17 protein-coding genes and 2 pseudogenes are annotated in these 16,343 nt (G+C 63.4%); 2 read left to right on the top strand and 17 right to left on the bottom strand.

From position 1 onward, the window contains the following. Positions 1 to 276: 276 nt before the first annotated feature. From ACRQ5Q_RS07550 to ACRQ5Q_RS07535, 4 genes are all read right to left on the bottom strand, one after another. Entirely contained in the window at positions 277 to 1,158 is an 882-nt protein-coding gene (locus ACRQ5Q_RS07550) for a replication initiator protein A (protein WP_439396777.1), read from the bottom strand. A 22-nt stretch (positions 1,159 to 1,180) separates the two neighbouring features. Beyond that, entirely contained in the window at positions 1,181 to 1,462 is a 282-nt protein-coding gene (locus tag ACRQ5Q_RS07545; RefSeq protein ID WP_128948359.1) for a helix-turn-helix transcriptional regulator, read from the bottom strand. Between the two features lie 240 nt (positions 1,463 to 1,702). Beyond that, complete coding sequence (locus ACRQ5Q_RS07540) at positions 1,703 to 2,023, bottom strand: DNA -binding domain-containing protein (RefSeq protein ID WP_439396774.1); 321 nt, start codon at positions 2,021 to 2,023, stop codon at positions 1,703 to 1,705. Positions 2,024 to 2,518: 495 nt separating this feature from the next. After that, a complete protein-coding gene (locus ACRQ5Q_RS07535) occupies positions 2,519 to 2,839 on the bottom strand; it encodes a DUF736 domain-containing protein (protein WP_128948358.1) in 321 nt (106 codons plus the stop codon). A gap of 284 nt (positions 2,840 to 3,123) precedes the next feature. On the opposite strand from ACRQ5Q_RS07535, the gene ACRQ5Q_RS07530 reads away from it, so the two are divergent. Then, complete coding sequence (locus ACRQ5Q_RS07530; RefSeq protein ID WP_439396772.1) at positions 3,124 to 3,417, top strand: hypothetical protein; 294 nt, start codon at positions 3,124 to 3,126, stop codon at positions 3,415 to 3,417. Here the strand turns inward: ACRQ5Q_RS07530 and ACRQ5Q_RS07525 are convergent. The 9 genes and pseudogenes from ACRQ5Q_RS07525 to ACRQ5Q_RS07485 all read right to left on the bottom strand — a co-directional run. Continuing rightward, positions 3,414 to 4,004, bottom strand: a complete 591-nt coding sequence (locus tag ACRQ5Q_RS07525; RefSeq protein ID WP_439396771.1) for a hypothetical protein — start codon at positions 4,002 to 4,004, stop codon at positions 3,414 to 3,416. The two genes, ACRQ5Q_RS07530 and ACRQ5Q_RS07525, sit on opposite strands and share 4 nt — an antisense overlap. After that, the gene (locus ACRQ5Q_RS07520) at positions 4,001 to 4,924 is read right to left on the bottom strand and encodes a DUF2493 domain-containing protein (protein ID WP_439396769.1); all 924 of its coding nucleotides are present in this window, start codon (positions 4,922 to 4,924) and stop codon (positions 4,001 to 4,003) included. Before ACRQ5Q_RS07520 ends, ACRQ5Q_RS07525 begins: the two co-directional genes overlap by 4 nt. Before the next feature lie 330 nt (positions 4,925 to 5,254). After that, positions 5,255 to 6,130 (bottom strand): annotated as a pseudogene (locus tag ACRQ5Q_RS07515) (DUF7146 domain-containing protein); the annotation flags it as partial. 44 nt (positions 6,131 to 6,174) lie between these two features. Then, the gene (locus ACRQ5Q_RS07510) at positions 6,175 to 6,732 is read right to left on the bottom strand and encodes a tyrosine-type recombinase/integrase (protein ID WP_439396767.1); all 558 of its coding nucleotides are present in this window, start codon (positions 6,730 to 6,732) and stop codon (positions 6,175 to 6,177) included. Positions 6,733 to 6,736: 4 nt separating this feature from the next. Further along, positions 6,737 to 7,687, bottom strand: a complete 951-nt coding sequence (locus tag ACRQ5Q_RS07505) for a tyrosine-type recombinase/integrase (RefSeq protein ID WP_439396765.1) — start codon at positions 7,685 to 7,687, stop codon at positions 6,737 to 6,739. Beyond that, positions 7,684 to 8,688: a tyrosine-type recombinase/integrase gene (locus ACRQ5Q_RS07500; protein ID WP_439396763.1), complete on the bottom strand. Its 1,005-nt coding sequence runs from the start codon at positions 8,686 to 8,688 to the stop codon at positions 7,684 to 7,686. The genes ACRQ5Q_RS07505 and ACRQ5Q_RS07500 overlap by 4 nt, the downstream gene beginning before the upstream one ends. A gap of 455 nt (positions 8,689 to 9,143) precedes the next feature. Further along, entirely contained in the window at positions 9,144 to 9,266 is a 123-nt protein-coding gene (locus tag ACRQ5Q_RS07495) for a hypothetical protein (RefSeq protein ID WP_439396762.1), read from the bottom strand. Further along, complete coding sequence (locus tag ACRQ5Q_RS07490) at positions 9,263 to 9,772, bottom strand: hypothetical protein (RefSeq protein WP_439399985.1); 510 nt, start codon at positions 9,770 to 9,772, stop codon at positions 9,263 to 9,265. The genes ACRQ5Q_RS07495 and ACRQ5Q_RS07490 overlap by 4 nt, the downstream gene beginning before the upstream one ends. Before the next feature lie 95 nt (positions 9,773 to 9,867). After that, positions 9,868 to 10,289, bottom strand: a pseudogene (locus ACRQ5Q_RS07485) (P-type ATPase); the annotation flags it as partial. Between ACRQ5Q_RS07485 and ACRQ5Q_RS07480 the strand changes: the two are divergent. Further along, a complete protein-coding gene (locus ACRQ5Q_RS07480) occupies positions 10,258 to 10,512 on the top strand; it encodes a hypothetical protein (RefSeq protein WP_439399984.1) in 255 nt (84 codons plus the stop codon). The pseudogene ACRQ5Q_RS07485 and the gene ACRQ5Q_RS07480 sit on opposite strands and share 32 nt — an antisense overlap. On the opposite strand, the gene ACRQ5Q_RS07475 is transcribed toward ACRQ5Q_RS07480, so the two are convergent. The 4 genes from ACRQ5Q_RS07475 to ihpA form a co-directional block, all read right to left on the bottom strand. Then, a complete protein-coding gene (locus tag ACRQ5Q_RS07475) occupies positions 10,457 to 10,720 on the bottom strand; it encodes a hypothetical protein (protein WP_439396760.1) in 264 nt (87 codons plus the stop codon). The genes ACRQ5Q_RS07480 and ACRQ5Q_RS07475 overlap by 56 nt on opposite strands. A gap of 137 nt (positions 10,721 to 10,857) precedes the next feature. Beyond that, positions 10,858 to 14,052, bottom strand: a complete 3,195-nt coding sequence (locus ACRQ5Q_RS07470) for an efflux RND transporter permease subunit (RefSeq protein ID WP_439396758.1) — start codon at positions 14,050 to 14,052, stop codon at positions 10,858 to 10,860. Then, positions 14,045 to 15,043, bottom strand: coding sequence for a divalent metal ion exporter adaptor subunit IhpB (gene ihpB / locus ACRQ5Q_RS07465; RefSeq protein ID WP_439396756.1), 999 nt, complete (start codon positions 15,041 to 15,043; stop codon positions 14,045 to 14,047). Before ihpB ends, ACRQ5Q_RS07470 begins: the two co-directional genes overlap by 8 nt. Next, positions 15,040 to 16,311, bottom strand: a complete 1,272-nt coding sequence (gene ihpA / locus ACRQ5Q_RS07460) for a divalent metal ion exporter subunit IhpA (protein WP_439396754.1) — start codon at positions 16,309 to 16,311, stop codon at positions 15,040 to 15,042. The genes ihpB and ihpA overlap by 4 nt, the downstream gene beginning before the upstream one ends. Positions 16,312 to 16,343 lie beyond the last annotated feature (32 nt).

Genomic DNA, 16,343 nt, shown 5'->3' with positions numbered 1-16,343 from the left:
CACGCTCTAACTGGGAGCCGTCCGCTTTGGCGGCGGGGAAGTGCGTGTACGGCTTGTGAACGCCAGCAGGACGGACGGGCCGACTTTGCCGGCCACCTCCCATGCACTTTGCTGCCTGGTCCGTTAGAAAAAATCCGAAGGATTTCTGGTTAGTAAAGTTAGAGCGGCTGGAAAGTACGGTGAAACAAGCTGTTAAGCTCGATTCCGGTCCCCGATAGCACGAGGATCGTGTCCTCGATAGCACGAGAGTTGCGGTAACCGATAGCACGAGCTGATTCACAGGTTGTCCTCCGAATTTGGAATGAGACCGCGCCGGCGCAGGCGTGCCGTTAAGGGATCAACAGGCGTTGGCGCGAAGTTCAGCCGCTCGATGCCATCAGGATCGCGCGTAAGCACGAGCTGATAGCCGGGCAAGGTCTGGCGCTGGACGATCTGACGGACGTCGTAAGCAAAGTGCTTGAGCGGCGAGAGGATGCCGGACTTGGCATGGAGGTGCAGAAGATCAAAGCTCCAGCCGCTGTCCTGTCGGCCGCCGTGCTTGCGCACAAGACGATAAAGCCAGCGCTCAAGCCCACCCGTCAGATCGAAATAGGCGCGGTCAATCGTCAGCACGAGCGCGTCATCGATAACGCCTGCATAGAACCAGTCCGGCAGGATCAGCTCGAGCCCAGATGGGCGGCCATTTGCATCGGCTGTCTCCTTCCACTCGTTGATCCACGAGAAGCGATGCCGCCGCCGTTCTGTCGGCTGACGGATCGACGTCATCACCGTCGTTGACTGAAGTCTGTCGAGGCCCGCCTTCAGGCGGTCATAGTCGCGTGCGCTGGTGCCGCGGCCGACGAACGTTAGAATCTCGTAAGGCGTTGCAGCCATCAGGCGTGACGTCCTCAGGCCGGCGTCACGCGCTTCGACGATCTGGGACGCAGCCCAGATCAGAACGTCTGCATCCCAAATGGTCGCCATGCCGTGTTCCGGAACAGCTTCGACCCGAATTGAGGTCGCACCCGCGCGGAAATCGATCGGCACGATCCGCTTCGTTTTTGCGAGCGAGAAGAACGGATAGGCCATCAGATCTTGCGCGTCGCGGGGCGCAAGATCGCCGGGTAGCGCCCGAAAGAGCTCAAGCTGGTCGCGCTCGGAATGAAGTTTGCGCCGCATAGTCACTGCTCTCACGCGGCTATCAGCGACGTTCCTGACCTGCATAGGGACGCAGGGCCGGATGTTTCTTGGCGGGCAGCACGGTCCCCTTGCCGGGATCGGACGTCGACGTCCTGGCGCCGCGGTCGGCCCACGCTTTCAGGTCATCGACGGCGTAGACGACACGTCCGCCAATCTTCCGATATGTTGGTCCGGTACCGTACGTGCGGTGCTTCTCCAGCGTGCGGCCGGACAGGCCAAGATAGCGCGCGGCCTCAGGTGTACGCAGGAATCGCGGGGGAACACCGGCCATCGGATCGGGCATTTGAGAACTCCAAGAAGACGACCCACTACGCTTGGCTAGGCCGGCGTGTGTGCGGTCATCATGGAGGAGCAAGACTTCGGAGAGGGATGCCGAATATGGAGGGAGCGGTTTTCGGCACCCTGGGAACGACGCTACCCGTCCCTGCGCCAGGCCGCAGAATTTTTGCGGTAACCACCGCTCATCAACGCGAGGCCGGCTTGCACCAGGCGGATCGTTCGATTACGCAAATCGGTGGGTCTTCTAAGCGCGATCGGGGACGCGGTTCTTGCCGGATAGTACTTCGGGGATAACGCGATAGCTTGCGCCCGCGCCGTGCGCCTCGAGCGCACGGATCGCAGCCCTCAAGCGGTCGTTTCGATAGTTGATGAAAGGCAGGACCTGGCGCGCGTCCATTGAGCGCCACAGCCGCCGGGCTGCATAGGCGCGCACTTCTATATCGCCGTGAAACGGCAGCTCGGCCGCATATGACCCGCCGAGCACGGGCGTCTCTTTGCACCAAACACGGTGATCTACCGCAGCGATGCGAAGCAGGGCATGCCAGCCGTCGACAGGGCGGCGCATTTGGCCAGCTGTAAGGTCGAGCATTGGCTGAGACGGCGACCTGCCCCATTGCGACTTTGACCGGAACGACCGTTGGAATCCTGGATATTCCTTCGGTAGACACGATGGCCGAGCTCGGTCGCGCTCGTAGCGCCGTCACATCCGATGGCATGTTCGGACACGAATAGAAACGATCGTTGCTAGAGCGATCGTTCTGGTCAGTTTTCCATATCGCCGTAGATCTCAAAGGGATCATGGCTGTGAATCTGCGTCGGAACCGCCACGATCAAATGACGCAGGAGGAGCTGGCCGAGCGTGCGGGTCTAATCGCCGTTATGTCGGCGCCATCGGCGACGCATCGGCAAGCGATACCGTGCCCGGGCAGATTGCTGAAGCATTAGGGGCGAGCCGGGAGACCCGCTAAAAAGGGCTGCGCGGCTTAGCAAATCGTAATCCGCACCTCAGCCCGGGCGCGAAGTGCCCCGCCCGGCGAACCGGGCGGGGCTTGATTGAGGCTTACTCACCGTTCTTACGCGGCCGCGACCAGAGGAGCGTGTAGCCTTCGCCGCTTTCGTCCTCGAAGAGATTCGCATAGATCGGAGCGTTGAAGGAGGGGTCGTCGAGCTTGAGTGAGAGGTAGTCGCGACCTTCCTCGGAACGCTTCGACCAGGCTGCGCCGATCTCCGCGCGTCCCACATAGATGCGGTGGCTGGGGGCGTTGTCGTTGGACCGGTTGGTCTCGGCGACGATGCGGACGCCCTTGGCTTGCAGGCTCAGGGTGACAATCTCGCCCTGGAAATCGTTGCCCACCTTCTTGAAAGAACCGATGTTAGCCATGTCACTTCTCCTGTTGTGTTTCGAGCCCGCGACCACCGCGGCCTCGATGGCGATCTAGGGCCGAAGACGATCGGCGACGCACCCGCCCGCGGGCCGGAGCGCAGCGGAGGACGCCGTTGTTGCGACTTTCTTGACTCGCGAGGAATGGGCGAAGCCCAGGGGAAGAAAGTCGCATCAACGGCGTTGCGGCTCAGACGATCGAGGCGAAGCCGGTCTTCGGCCAGATCAAGCCATCCAAGAGGCCACGTGCGTCCGCGTGCTGAACCGCAATCTCAGGAGAAGACATGACTGATATCGGTTTTGCTGAACAAGAGGTCGGAACGCTTCAGCGCAGAAAGAGAAACAAACTGCTGCAAAGGGCGGTATCGTCTCCCATGAGTGGATCGGGGCAACACCGCTCCGCCGCGGCTGCGTGGGCCAGACCAAAAAATGCCGGCGGTTTGATCGAGAGCTCCGAGGCGGACTGCCTCTCCCGCGCTCGATCATCCCCGTTCAGCGCGCCGATCTATGCGAACCTGTTCGACGATGAAGGAGGTAAATGGTCATCTCTCAGGCTTCCGGCCGTAAGAACTGGTTAGGACGGACTCTCCACCCCCCTTCTCGGCTCGAACGGGCGGGTCTCCGCCGGAACGATCAAGCGCGTCCATGACGTGACGCCAATGCAAACCGCGCCCAGGCAAGCGAAGACTTCACGCCAAACCAACGAAGGCACCCCAATCTGGGACAGGGCGAACCACACATGATAGCCGGCAACGGCGGCGGGAATAGCAAATGCTGTCGCGATCGCGATGCGCAAAGCCAAGGACCGGGTAATTGCGACGGCGACTTGGCCGAGGACGAGCGTCAGCGCACCGCCGGCCGTCGCGATAAGCACCGCACCAATGAGGCCGGCGCCGCTCCGAAACGTAGTCATTCCGATACTGAGAGCGACGAAAAACGACAGTGCATACACAGCGAGCGCAAAGATCGCCCAGCAGAACAAGCCGATGCCGAGTGTGTTGATGGCAAGCCCAAGGGCAAGCATGGTGGTGGCTCCATGTGCATAGATGTACCAATCGCGCCTTCCACCACCACCACGGCGCAACTCTGAACATGAGACCGAAACGAGGCGGAGTTGCGGCGCATGCAACCCCAGTTCGGTTTGCAGGCAGAAGACGGCGCTCACGCGCCGCCGAACCTCCAGACAGGGATGCCGAGCCGCTTCGCCTTATCAGCGAGGTTGTCCTGGATGCCCGTGCCCGGGAAGTGCATGACGCCAATCGGCAGGAGTTCGAGCATGGTGTCATTGCGTTTGAATGGGGCTGCCTTGGCGTGCTTGGTCCAGTCAGGCTTGAATGCGATCTGAGGCACCTTGCGATTAGTCGCCCATTTGGAGGCGATAAGTTCCGCACCTTTCGGCGAGCCGCCATGGAGCAGGACCATGTCGGGATGCTTGGCATAGACCCTGTCGAGGCGGTCCCAGATGAGCTGGTAGTCATTAAAGTCGAGCCCGCCGGTGAGTGCGATCTTCGGTCCTTCCGGCAACAAAACCTCGGTTTCAGCGCGACGCTTCGCTGCGATGAAGTCGCGAGAGTCGATCATTGCTGCGGTCAGCGTGCGGTGATTGACCAGCGATCCCGATCGAGGGCGCCAGGACGATCCGGTGTGAGTCTCGAAGCGCTCGATGGCCGTGTCGCGGAAGAGCTCCAGGCAGTTGCGGCGCTCAATCAGCGTGATGCCCTCGGCCGTCAGGCGCTCGAGTTCGACCGATCGGACCTCAGAGCCATTCTGCGCGCGCTGGCTCTTCTGCTGCGCCTGTTCGTTGTCGTCGAGGTGGCGCTCGATGCGGTCGACGGCACAATGGAACAGGTTGACCGTCGACCAGAGCAGATCGTCAATGTCCGGTTCGAGCCGGGTATCGCTCAACGTCGCGACCAGGGCGTCGAAGATGTCGGCGACGGCACCCGCGATGATCTTGGCCTCGGGAAGTGGCCGTGGATCGGGCTGGTCGTCGAAGGGACGGTAGCCGAAGAGCTGTAGCTCGTTGAGGACGTGGTCAGTTGGAGAAGAGGCGTGCGGAGGTTCGATGTCGTCACGGTCGGTCATTGGAGGGACCCTTTGCCGGATCGGCCGCGCCCATCGCGGCCTTCGTGGCGATCACTCAGACGGCGGGCGGAACGGGCCAGAACCCGCAAGGGCCGAAGCGGCAGCGGAGGATGGCGGAGGCCGGCTATTTTGCTTCGCGATGCAAAGCGCCCCGGTTTGATGGCTGTTTTGTCTGCTCATCGCCGGCGCGCGGCGGAAAATAGCCGGGCGCAGCCATTGCCGGCCCGGTCCGCTCGCCGTCCGATCGCCCTCTAGAAGGCCGGGGTCGCGTCCTCTTCCGGCAATGGCCTCGTTATGAGCGACCTATCAACGTCGATCGAAGCGGCCGACCTATTCTGCCGCTACTGTCGACAAACGCAGGAAGCGGACGACGTCCTCTGGTACGAGTTGAAACCGCAAGTCTGCTCGGAGAGTCTCGGGACCGAAGATGTGCAGGTCTTCGTTGAAATCGCCCAGCCGGGGGGACAACGCTATCGCTTCAATGCCGGCGTCTTTTGCTCGCTGGGCGAGAGACGCCTGCACGGCATCTCCCGCGGCGTCGGCATCGCGCACGATATACAGCCGACGCAGGCCAGCTGGTAGCACCATGGCCGAGAGATGATTGGCCGAGAGCGCAGCTGCCATCGGCAATGTAGGCAGCACGTAGCGCTGCGACAGCATGGTCTCGATCCCCTCCCCGGCGGCGAGCACGTCGTCCACCACGCCGAACCGAACAGCGTTGCCAAGGAGGTCGCCCATTGCCCGTCGTGGCGTGTCGACGGGAGCCTTGCCGAGACGAGTGCGATCAAAGCCGTCTGGATCGAGCCAGGTTCGGTGCGCTCCGGTGATCCGCCCCTCAAGGTCCGTAACGCGGGCGATCATCGCCGGCCAGGTTTCGGCCGCCAAATGCTCATCCGGCCGATAATAGCAACGAGGGTGGAAGCGCAGGCTGCCACCATGGTGGATGCGGGTTATGCCGCGGCGCTGCAAATACGTTTCGGCTACCGTCCGCTCGATCGGGCTGGATATCGCAAAGAGCCGGCGCGCGGCTTCCTGCGATCCGGCCGGCGCCACCGAACGAAAGGGTTTCGAGGCCGGCTGCGGCTCAGGACGAGGAAGCTTCAGAAACCGTCGCGCCTCCTCGGCGGCCTCGCTGAAATCGCGCAACCCCCGGCATTCGCGGATAATGTCGAGGAGGTCACCATGCTCGCCGGTCGCAGCGTCAGTCTTATGTTCAACTGCACATAAGACTGAATATGTTGTGCCGAGAGTTATGTTGTGCGGGTGCGATTGGGCGCTGTCTCGCAGGCGATTGAATGCAGATCGCGCGCCTTCAGTTGCGTGGCCTCAGAGACGGGCGCTCCCGTGTTGTAGAGAAAGAGCAGAAGCGCGTATTCGCTTCGGCCCCGCCTGGTCTGGCGGTCGGGCACGGCGAGCATGGCCTCCATTTCCGTCCTGATAAGCCACCCGACCGGTGGCGGTATGGATTTCTTCGATGCGATGGACCGGATATGGCCGCACCATTCGACATGGGCTGGATCCCGGCTGCCGATGAAGCGAGCAAATGCCCGGATCGCCGCAAGCCTCTGATTGCGGGTCCTGGCAGAGCACCCGCGATCCTCCTCGAGATGTGTAAGGAACTGCAGCACATGGTGGGAGGTGAGATCGCGTACGGCCAGCCGATCCACAGGCTTGCGCAATTTGCGGCTGGCGAATGGCAGAAGAAGGCTGAAGGTGTCGCGGTAGCTCTTGCGGGTATTCCGGGCCAAATTGCGTTCGGTGACGATATGCTCGCACAAGAAGCGCCGGAGCCATGGGCCAAGGGTCACGAGATCACTTATCGCGGCCTCCTCCCGCATAGTGCGCAAAGCGCAACGATGCCTGCTGCAGAAGCTCCGGCGTCATCGACAGATAAACCTTCGTGCCCTCGAGATCCGAATGGCCGAGATAGGTGGAGAGTGCGGGTAACAACTGTTGCACATCCGCCCCCTGACGGTACCAGGCAGTCAGGCTGTGAACCGCGAAGCTGTGCCGGAGATCGTGCAGGCGAGGGGTCTGTCGCCCGCCGGCCGTGCCATGGACCCTGGCGATACGCCGCAGCGCGTCGAATGACGCCTGAACCGTGCTGCTGGCGAGCCGCGTGCCGTCCCGATTCGCCACAAGGAAGGAAGTCTCGTCCTCCGCAAGCCCGCCGCGCCGCCGCAGGGGCATGTAGTTCGCCAGCGCCGTTGCAAGCTGCGGTCCGATCGGAACCAGACGGCTCTTGTAGAACTTCGTGGCGCGTATGGTTAGAACGTCTTCCGCCAGATCGACATCCGCCAGTGTGAGCCCTGTCGCTTCGCTGAAGCGCAACCCGGCTCCGTATAACAGGAGAAGCAGAGTCCGGAATGTCACTGCGTCGAGCTGAACCGCACCGGGCCGACTGATCGCCACGTTCGTAGGATCAAAGAGCCGCCGCAATTCGTCACGCGAGTAGATATACGGCCGTGTCCGGGGCGGCGATTTCGGTTCGCTGTCCGGCAACGGCGAGCGCGTCGCGTAGCCACGGCTGATCGCATAGCGCCAGAAGCCGGCAAGGACATAATACTTGTTCTCGCGATGCCGAGAGAGAGGCCCTTTGCCCGACAGAATGCCCAGAACCTCGGTCGTTGTCACCGCCTCGCAGGTGGCATCTCCATCGGCATATCCGAGGAAGTGACGCAGGAGGTTCGCCCCGGTCGTGAACTTGGCGCCATGGGCCCGCCGCCAAAGGATATATTGTTCGATCATCTCGCGCAGCGTCATGCCAGCCCTTCCAGATCGAAAGCCGCCACCTCGCGAAGAGCCGCGAGATTGACCTTGGCGTACATCGTGGTGGAGGACGGATCGCGGTGCCCGAGAAAGTCTCCGATCACCTTCATCGACATGCCCTGATCCAGAAGATGCTGGGCTGCAGCGTGCCGCAAGGCATGCGTACCTCGTCGACCGGAGACAACGCTAATGCCTGCGAGACGATCGCGGACGATCTTGCCGAGGGTCTTTCTGCCAACCGGTCGGATGGGCGCGTGCGATGTGACGAAGAGGCTACGCCCGAGACCGGTCGGACGGGCTTCCCTTATGTAGCGCAGAATGGCATTGCCGACGTCTGGCGAGAGCGGCCAGACATGTGTTCGTCCTGGCTTCGGGCAACGAACGCGAATGACCTCGTTCTCCCAGTCCAGATCGTCGAGCCGCAAGCCGACGACTTCTCCGGCCCGCAGCCCGTAAGTGACAAACAGCATGAGGATCGCGCGCTGGCGCTTGTCGACCGGGCGATCCCCTTGAACAGAAGCCAATAGACGCAGGACGTCGTCGCGCTTTGTGCCCTTCGGCACGATCTGGTCCACCATGAACCGGGGCGCCATGATTCCCGCGGCCAACCCGGCTCGGCACCAGCCGCGCGCTTCGGCAAACAGGAAGAATGGCCTCAGGCGCTGCGCGTAATCGTGTATCGTTCGGCGGCTCCAGGCCCCCCGCCTGTGCTCTGCCGCAACGGCATCGTCGATGTCGGTTATCTGGACAGCGTCCAGCGGAGTGCCTTTGCCTGCCAGCCAGAAGAAGAAGCGGTCGGCGGCGCCGCAGTAGTCTTGTATGGTCGCCGTGGAAAGGCCGCGCTCCTGGCGCAGCCACTTCTCAAAGATCGCGACCTCTCCGTGATGCGCATGGTGCTCTTGTTCGGGTTCATCGAGCCATCCCAAGAAGCGCAGCCATTGTATTCCGCGCCTGAGAAAGCGGTTCTCGCCTTGGGTGATGCCGACCGATCGCACCTACGTGCCTTCGGCTGCGACCAGACCGCGGTCACGGCCTCGATCTGCGAAAGGCGCACTCTGCTGCCTTCTTTCAACCTCAGAAGGCGCACAAAGCTCAATTGATCATTGGCGCATTTCCGCAAGGTTGATCGTTTGGCGCCTGTCTCCCTTAGATAGACGAGATATCGCTCCCGCTGCTCAACAAGTGGCGCTGCTCGATATTTCTCAGCGATTCGAGGAAAGAAGGTTTCTTCAAGCATGATCGTGTCTCCATATCGATGGAAACGCGATCTTGCCGACAGCTTCTCGTCGGGAGATTATGCCGACCGACAGACATCCCCGCCATCCACAGCAAATGACCCTGCTCTAGGTGCACGTAGTTTTGACGAGTTGGTGGAACAACATTGCTGGGTCACACGTCGGGGCATGGTGAGAGTCGGTCTGTTTTCGATGGACCGAGTGAGCGAGACAGCCTACTGGCCCTTTCTCGGCTTTCCCAACGGCACGAAGCGGTGGCCGTTCCAAACGAAGGCTCGGTTGCTGGTGGCGTCGACGACCTCGATGCCCACGATTCCTCCCTCGTTCGTCAGCTTCATGTCTCGCGCGAAGATACTAAAGACAAGACGCTGGCGTCTTCCGTCGTCCGCGAAGACTTCGTGGAGGCAACCGTTCGGGCGGCAAACTGCAAACCGTCTTGTGCAGGCGAAGTCTTCGAAATGCTGCGCCCGAAAACGCAGCCCGGAGGCCTCGATCGACACGGAAAAGTAGTGGGCCGCCGCGGCTGGATTTCCGCAGGCCTTCGCATGCCCCTCGGGGCGCCCGTATCGGCGAGGATGGCCGGCCAGAGGTCGGTCATCCCCAGCACCGTGGTGACGAGGAAGAGTGCCTTCAATCCCAGGGCGACGGTGATGTTCTGTCGGATGTTCGCCATGGTCCGCTTGGATAGGCCGACTATGGCTGAGACGTCCGCGACGCGTCCGTGCAGCACGGCGGCGTCGGCGGTCTCCAGCGCGACGTCCGTGCCGCCGCCCATGGCGATGCCCACGTCGGCCGCAGCGAGCGCCGGCGCGTCGTTGATGCCGTCGCCGACCTTCGCGACCACGAAGCCTTGCTGTTGTAGCCGACCGACGATGCGTTGAAGCGCTCGGTCGGGGCCTTGGATTCCTGAGCCTCTTCGACCAGCTTCACCACTCGGGCGATCGTGTTGTCCGCCGCGGCGGCGGTCACGCGGACCTTGATGAGGCTGTCCCCGTTGACGGTTCCGGCGAACACGTTCTCGTCACGCCCCTTCCGACGGGGTTGCTTTCGCCGGTGACGGGCGACTCGTCGATGGCGCTTTTTCCGGAGACGATGACGCCGTCGGCAGCGATCCGGTCGCCGGGACGCACCTGGATCACCGCGCCGACGGACAAAGTGTCGGCTTCGACCTCGCCCACCCGGCCCTCGGCCTCCTCGAGCCGCGCGGTCTTCGGCACAAGCTTTGTCAGAGCCTGGATGCTGGCGCGGGCTCGGCTGGCCGCGACGCCCTCGAGCAGCTCGCCGATCAGGAACAGCAGGACGACAGTAGCCGCTTCTTCGGTCGCGCCGATGAAGACCGCGCCGACTGCAGCGATCGTCATCAGCGTCTCGATCGAGAACGGGGTGCCTGCCATGGCGGCAGAAAGAGCGCGTCTGGCGATCGGGACGAGCCCCACCATCATTGCCAGCAAGAACGCCCAACGCTCGATCGCGGGAATGCTCTTGCCCACGGCGAAAGCGACCGCCAGAGCCGCGCCGGATGCGATGGTCAGCCTGGCCTTGCCGGTCTGCCACCATCGTCGATCGGTCGTCCTGCCGCCGTGATCATGTTCGTGAGAATTGCCGGCGTGATCTCCGAGCCCCGGTCCCGAACCTTTTTGCTGACCGATAAGGGCACGGTCTTCTCGCCTTCCGCAACTGTATATCCGAGAGCCGAGATCCTGCTGGTCATCTCCACCGCGTCGGTCTGGTCATGGCTGACGGTGACGGTGCCGCGGGCGACCGACACGTCGACGGATCGCACCCCGGACATCCGGTTAAGCGCGTTTCTCGATCTTGATCGCGCAGCTCGCGCAATCCATTCCCTGAACCCGCAGGCGCGTGGTCCTTGCGTTTGAACCCATCATCGTGCCGTCCTTAGCCAAGCCGCGTGGTCTGCCGCAGTTCCTTTCATGCCGACTCCTCGGTTACCGCTGCCAGCCCGGAATCCTTCCGGAAGAGCACGTAGAGGGCCGGCAGCACCAGAAGCGTGAGGATCGTCGAGGAGATGATGCCTCCGATGACGACGGTCGCCAGCGGCCGCTGCACCTCCGCGCCGGCGCCTGTCGCGATCGCCATTGGCACGAAGCCGAGCGAGGCCACCAGCGCCGTCATCAGCACGGGACGGAGCCGCGTCACCGCACCCTCACGGACGGCCTCGATCACGGACTTCCCTTCGTGCCTGAGCCGCTGGATGAACGCGATGATGACGAGGCCGTTGAGCACCGCGACGCCAGACAGCGCGATGAAGCCGACGCCTGCGCTGATCGACAACGGGATGCCCCGCAGAAGGAGCGCCAGCACGCCGCCCGTCAGAGCCAGCGGCACGCCGCTGAACACCAGAAGCGCGTCGGCGAGCGATCCAAAGCTCATGAAAAGCAGCAACAGCACCAGCAGCAGCGCCACCGGAACGACGATGGTCAGCCGCTTGGTGGCCGAGACCAGTTGCTCGAACTGGCCGCCCCAGCCGATCCAGTAGCCGGCCGGCAGCTTCAGCTTCTGCGCCACCGCATCTTGCGCTTCGGACACGAACGAACCAAGGTCCCGCTCGCGTACGTTGGCAGTCACCACGATGCGGCGCTTGCCGTTTTCGCGGCTGATCTGGTTCGGGCCCGGCGCGGACTCGACCACCGCGACCGACGACAGCGGAACGTAGCGCGGCTGCGCTCCGAGCGCCCCAGACCAGGCCGTCTTCGTGATCGTCGCCGAACCGGGCTCCTCGGCTGGCAAGGGTATCGGGATGGCTCGGATGGCCTCGATGTTGCCGCGCAGGCGCTCCGGAAGTCGCACGACGATGTCGAACCGTCGGTCGCCCTCGAACAGCTTGCCGACGCTCTTTCCTCCGACGGCGATTTCGACGATGTTCTGGACATCCCCGACGCTGAGGCCATAGCGAGAGAGGGCCCGCCGGTCGAGCTTGACGGTGAGGATCGGCAGCCCGGCAACCTGCTCGGTCTTCACGTCGGTGGCGCCGCGGATGCCCTGGATCACCGCCTGAACCTGCTTGGCGGCTCCCTGCAGCACGTCGAGATCGTCGCCGAATATCTTGACGCCGACGTCGCTGCGGACACCCGAGACCAGCTCGTTCACGCGCAACTGGATCGGCTGCGAAACCTCATAGTTGCTGCCCGGGATGTCGTTGGCCGCCTTCTCGATCGCCTCGATCAGTTCCGCCTTCGGCTTCTCCGGGTCGGGCCACTCGCTGCGCGGCTTGAGCATGACGTAGCCGTCCGAAATCGACGGAGGCATCGGATCGGTCGCGACTTCGGCCGTGCCCGTACGCGCAAAGAACTCCTTCACCTCGGGCAGTTGCTGGATTCGCTTTTCCAATGCCACCTGCAGGTCGAGCGCCTGCGTCAGGCTCGTTCCGGGGATTCGGATCGCGGCCAGAGCGACGTCGCCCTCATCGAGGCTCGGGATGAACTCGCCGCCCATGCGGGTCGCCGCGAACACGCTCGCCCCCACGATCACAACAGCCGCGAACGCCACGACGCGCCGGAAGGCTATCGCCCGTTCCAGAAGCGGCAGGTAGACGTGCTTGGCGGCGCGCATGAAGAGGTTCTCCTTCTCCGACACCTTGCCGGTGACCACGACGGCGACGGCGGCGGGCACAAAAGTGATCGAGAACAGGGCGGCGGCGGCGAGCGCCATCAGGACGGTCAGGGCCATCGGCGTGAACATCTTGCCTGCCACGCCCGTGAGCGTCAGGACCGGCAGGTACACGACGGCGATGATCAGGGTTCCGAACAGGCTGGGTTTGATGACTTCAGCCGAGCCGCTGCGGATCGCATCCAGCCGCTCCTTCAGGTTCAGCCGCCGGCCTTTCTCATGCTGCGCTTCCGCAAGTAACCGGAGGCAATTCTCAACGATGATGACGGCGCCATCCACGATGATGCCGAAATCGATGGCCCCTAAGCTCATCAGATTGGCGCTGACCTTCGTCTCGACCATGCCGGCGACGGTCATCGCCATCGACAGCGGGATGACGCAGGCGGTCACCAGAGCCGCGCGGAAGTTGCCGAGGATCAGGAACAGCACCACGATGACGAGGATCGCGCCCTCGACCAGGTTCTTCTCGACCGTCTTGACCGTCGCCTCGACGAGATGGGTCCGGTCGTAGACGGTGCGGGCAACGACGCCGTCCGGAAGCGACTTGGCGATGTCGTTTAGTTTGGCCGCAACCCGCTGGGCAACCGCGCGGCTGTTCTCGCCGATCAGCAGCATCGCGGTCCCGAGAACCGTCTCCTTTCCGTCCAGGGTAGCGGCGCCCGTGCGAAGGTCCTTGCCTTCGGTGACCTGGGCCACATCCCTGACCCGGACCGGTACGCCGCCCCGCGAGCCGATGACGATGTCCTCGATTTCGGCGATGTTGGCGACCTGGCCCGGGGTCCGCACCAGATACTGTTCGCCGTTCCTTTCGATGTAGCCGGCGCCGACATTGGCGTTGTTGGCGGCAAGCGCCGCCATCACGTCACGGAAGCCGAGCTTGTAGGCCATCAGCTTGCCGGGATCGGGCAGCACGTGGAATTGACGCTCGAACCCTCCGATCGTGTTGACCTCGATCACGCCCGGAACGTTGCGGAGCTGCGGCTTGATGATCCAGTCCTGGATCGTCCGCAGATCGCTCGGCGTAAACTCCTTGCCGCCGGGCGCCTTGGCGCCCTGCTTGGCCTCGACCGTGTAGAGGAAGATTTCACCAAGCCCGGTGGCGATCGGCCCCATGGCGACCTCGACGCCGGCCGGTAGCTGATCCTTGACCTGCTGGATCCGCTCGTTGACGAGCTGGCGCGCGAAGTAGATATCGGTCCCGTCCTGGAAGACGACCGTCACTTGGCTCAAACCGTAGCGCGACAGGGAGCGGGTGTATTCGAGCTTGGGCAGCCCTCCCATCGCCGTCTCGACCGGGAACGTGATGCGCTGCTCGGTTTCCAGCGGCGAATAGCCGGGCGCCCGCGTATTGATCTGCACCTGGACGTTGGTGATGTCCGGCACGGCATCGATAGGAAGCCGCGTGAAGTTCCAGCCGCCGAAGGCCACAAGCCCGAGTACGATCAGGACCACAAGCCAGCGCTGGCGGATGGAGAATCCGATAATGCGCTCAATCATGCTCGGCCTCCCCCTTGCCCATCTCCGCCTTCACGACAAACGAGTTCTCGGCCACATACTTCTCTCCCGACGACATGCCGGCCCGGATCTCCACGAATTTCTGGTCCGAGTCCCCGAGCTCGACGGGGCGTGCTTCGAGCTTGTCGTCGCGTTCGCGCACGAACACGACCGTCTTGTTTTCGAAGGTCTGGATCGCGCCTGCGTGCACGGCGACCGGCACCTTCCGCTCGGCGAGTACCAAACGGGCGCTCACGAAGAGTCCGGGCCGCAGCCTTCCGTTCGGGTTCGGCAGAACCACCCTGGCAATCGCCGTCTGGGTCTCACTCGCGCCGACCGGCGCGAGGTAAGAGATCGAGCCCTTGATGTCGCCGGCGCCATCGTCCGGATCGATCAGCACCTCATCCCCGATCCGGACGCGCCTGAGATCCTGACGGTAGATCGATAGGTCGACCCAGATCGTCGATAGGTCGGCGACGACGAACGCCGGCTTCTGCTCGGAGACGTATTCGCCCAACGAGATCTGCCGATCGATCACCGTGCCGCCGATCGGCGACTTGAGGTCGTACACGGTGAGGCTCTGGTTACTCTCGATGGATGCCAGCAGCTCTTCCTTGCCGACCACGTCGCCGATCCGTCTCTTGATCGCGCGTGCGATGCCGGGGAAGCGCGGGGTGACTTGGACAACCGTCTCCTGGTTGGCGCGCAGCACGCCGTTGAATGACAGGGTCTCGGTCAGAGTAGCGGGGCCGGCTTCGGCAAAGGTGGCCCCGGCGGCCGCAAGCTTGACGTCGCTGATCGCGATGCGGTCGGCCCCGTGCTCGTCCTTCTCGACGTGCTCGTTGCCGGCCTTCTCCTCCTTGGCCCCGTAGCCTTCCTGCTTCGCCGTCTGCTCGGTCGCAGCGGGCGCCTCCTTGGGCGCCAGCCAGCGATACCCGAAGGCGCCTGCGGCGGCCGCGACCAATGCGAGGACGATTGTGCTTGAAGTTCTCATCGTGCGCTCTCCCGCGCCAGAGCGAAGGGATTGCCGACGAGTCCTTCGATCGTGGCAACGGCGACGTGATAGTTCTGCAGCGCCTCCTGCTCGCGCAGACGCGCCTGAGTGACGTTGGCCTGCGCATCGAGAACTTCGAGCAAGGTGAAGCGGCCGGCGCCGTAGCCCTGTTCGATCTCGTTCGCGGCGGCCTGCGCCTTCGGGATGCCGGATTCGCGCAAGATCGAGAGCTCCTTCAGCGAGCCCTGGACCGTGTCGTAGGCCCGGCCTGCGAGGACGATCAGCGTGTTGCGGCTCGCCTCTCGCTCCGCCCGGGTCTTGGCGAGGCTTTCCTGAGCGGAGAGTGTGTTGCCCTGGTTCTGGTTGAACACGGGGATCGGCACAGACAGGGTGAGCCGCACGGCGTCGTCGTTGGTCTCGTTGAAGTGACGCCATCCAGCAGCGAGACGAACGTCGGGGTAGGGTTTCAGCCGCGCCAACAGGAGTTCGGCATTGCGCTGGGCGTAGATCGCGTTCCACCTGACCAGTTGCGGGTTGGCGTCGATGGCGGCGATCACCGCCTCGAACGACGGCGCCCGAGTGGTGGCATCCAGCCGTCCGGAGACGCTGGCGAATCTCGGCGACGTGTCGCCCATGAGCACCGCCAGTTCGCGGCGGGCGCTCGACAGACTGGCCTTGGTGCGCTCGCGGTCGGCCTTCACCAAAGCGGCGGCGACTTCAGCTCGGCCCGTCTCGGCAGGCGACGATGCGCCCGCATCCACCCGGCGCTGCAGCAACGGGGTCAGACGCTCGAGAGCGGCGACCTGTTCTTCCAGAATTTGGATCCGCCGCTGCAGTCCGAGCACGTTCAGGAAAGCGATCGCCGTCTCCGACAGGATCTGCAGGCGTACCGCTTTGCGCTCGATCGCCGCTCCGTCGACGCCCGCCTGGCCGGCGGAAATCCGTGCCTCGCGCTTGCCGAACAGCTCGAAAAGCTGGCTGATCTGCAGCGTCGTCTCGGCCGACTTCGTACCGCGATAGATGCCCGATCCGAACGAATTGTCCTGCTCATAGGACAGTTCCGGATTGAGCAGCGCGCCCGCCTGGATGCGCTGACCGGTGGCTATCCCGACGTCGCGCTCGGCGGCGGTCAGGCGCGGGCTGGTCGCCAGCGCACGCTGCAGCGCCGCCCCCATGTTGAGGCTCTGCGATTGCGACGCCGCCGTCAGCCAAGGGCTGAGCAGCAATGCCGTCGCGCACGCGAGACGCGTGACGCACTTTGAGAACATGATGAAAACCTGACGATAGACGGAATCAGGGC

The organism is Bradyrhizobium sp. PMVTL-01 (assembly GCF_051861855.1).
GTDB lineage: Bacteria > Pseudomonadota > Alphaproteobacteria > Rhizobiales > Xanthobacteraceae > Bradyrhizobium.
This window is presented reverse-complemented; position numbering and strand designations above follow the sequence as displayed.

What these genes read in the sequence shown, in the direction of transcription:
- ACRQ5Q_RS07480 (WP_439399984.1), top strand. Translation starts at nt 10,258, where the DNA reads ATGAAGACCGCGCCGACTGCAGCGATCGTCATCAGCGTCTCGATCGAG.
- ACRQ5Q_RS07495 (WP_439396762.1), bottom strand. Translation starts at nt 9,266, where the DNA reads ATGAAGCTGACGAACGAGGGAGGAATCGTGGGCATCGAGGTCGTCGAC.
- ACRQ5Q_RS07505 (WP_439396765.1), bottom strand. Translation starts at nt 7,687, where the DNA reads ATGACGCTGCGCGAGATGATCGAACAATATATCCTTTGGCGGCGGGCC.
- ACRQ5Q_RS07520 (WP_439396769.1), bottom strand. Translation starts at nt 4,924, where the DNA reads ATGACCGACCGTGACGACATCGAACCTCCGCACGCCTCTTCTCCAACT.
- ihpA (WP_439396754.1), bottom strand. Translation starts at nt 16,311, where the DNA reads ATGTTCTCAAAGTGCGTCACGCGTCTCGCGTGCGCGACGGCATTGCTG.
- ACRQ5Q_RS07535 (WP_128948358.1), bottom strand. Translation starts at nt 2,839, where the DNA reads ATGGCTAACATCGGTTCTTTCAAGAAGGTGGGCAACGATTTCCAGGGC.
- ACRQ5Q_RS07545 (WP_128948359.1), bottom strand. Translation starts at nt 1,462, where the DNA reads ATGCCCGATCCGATGGCCGGTGTTCCCCCGCGATTCCTGCGTACACCT.
- ACRQ5Q_RS07550 (WP_439396777.1), bottom strand. Translation starts at nt 1,158, where the DNA reads ATGCGGCGCAAACTTCATTCCGAGCGCGACCAGCTTGAGCTCTTTCGG.
- ACRQ5Q_RS07530 (WP_439396772.1), top strand. Translation starts at nt 3,124, where the DNA reads ATGACTGATATCGGTTTTGCTGAACAAGAGGTCGGAACGCTTCAGCGC.
- ACRQ5Q_RS07475 (WP_439396760.1), bottom strand. Translation starts at nt 10,720, where the DNA reads ATGTCCGGGGTGCGATCCGTCGACGTGTCGGTCGCCCGCGGCACCGTC.
- ACRQ5Q_RS07540 (WP_439396774.1), bottom strand. Translation starts at nt 2,023, where the DNA reads ATGCGCCGCCCTGTCGACGGCTGGCATGCCCTGCTTCGCATCGCTGCG.
- ihpB (WP_439396756.1), bottom strand. Translation starts at nt 15,043, where the DNA reads ATGAGAACTTCAAGCACAATCGTCCTCGCATTGGTCGCGGCCGCCGCA.
- ACRQ5Q_RS07470 (WP_439396758.1), bottom strand. Translation starts at nt 14,052, where the DNA reads ATGATTGAGCGCATTATCGGATTCTCCATCCGCCAGCGCTGGCTTGTG.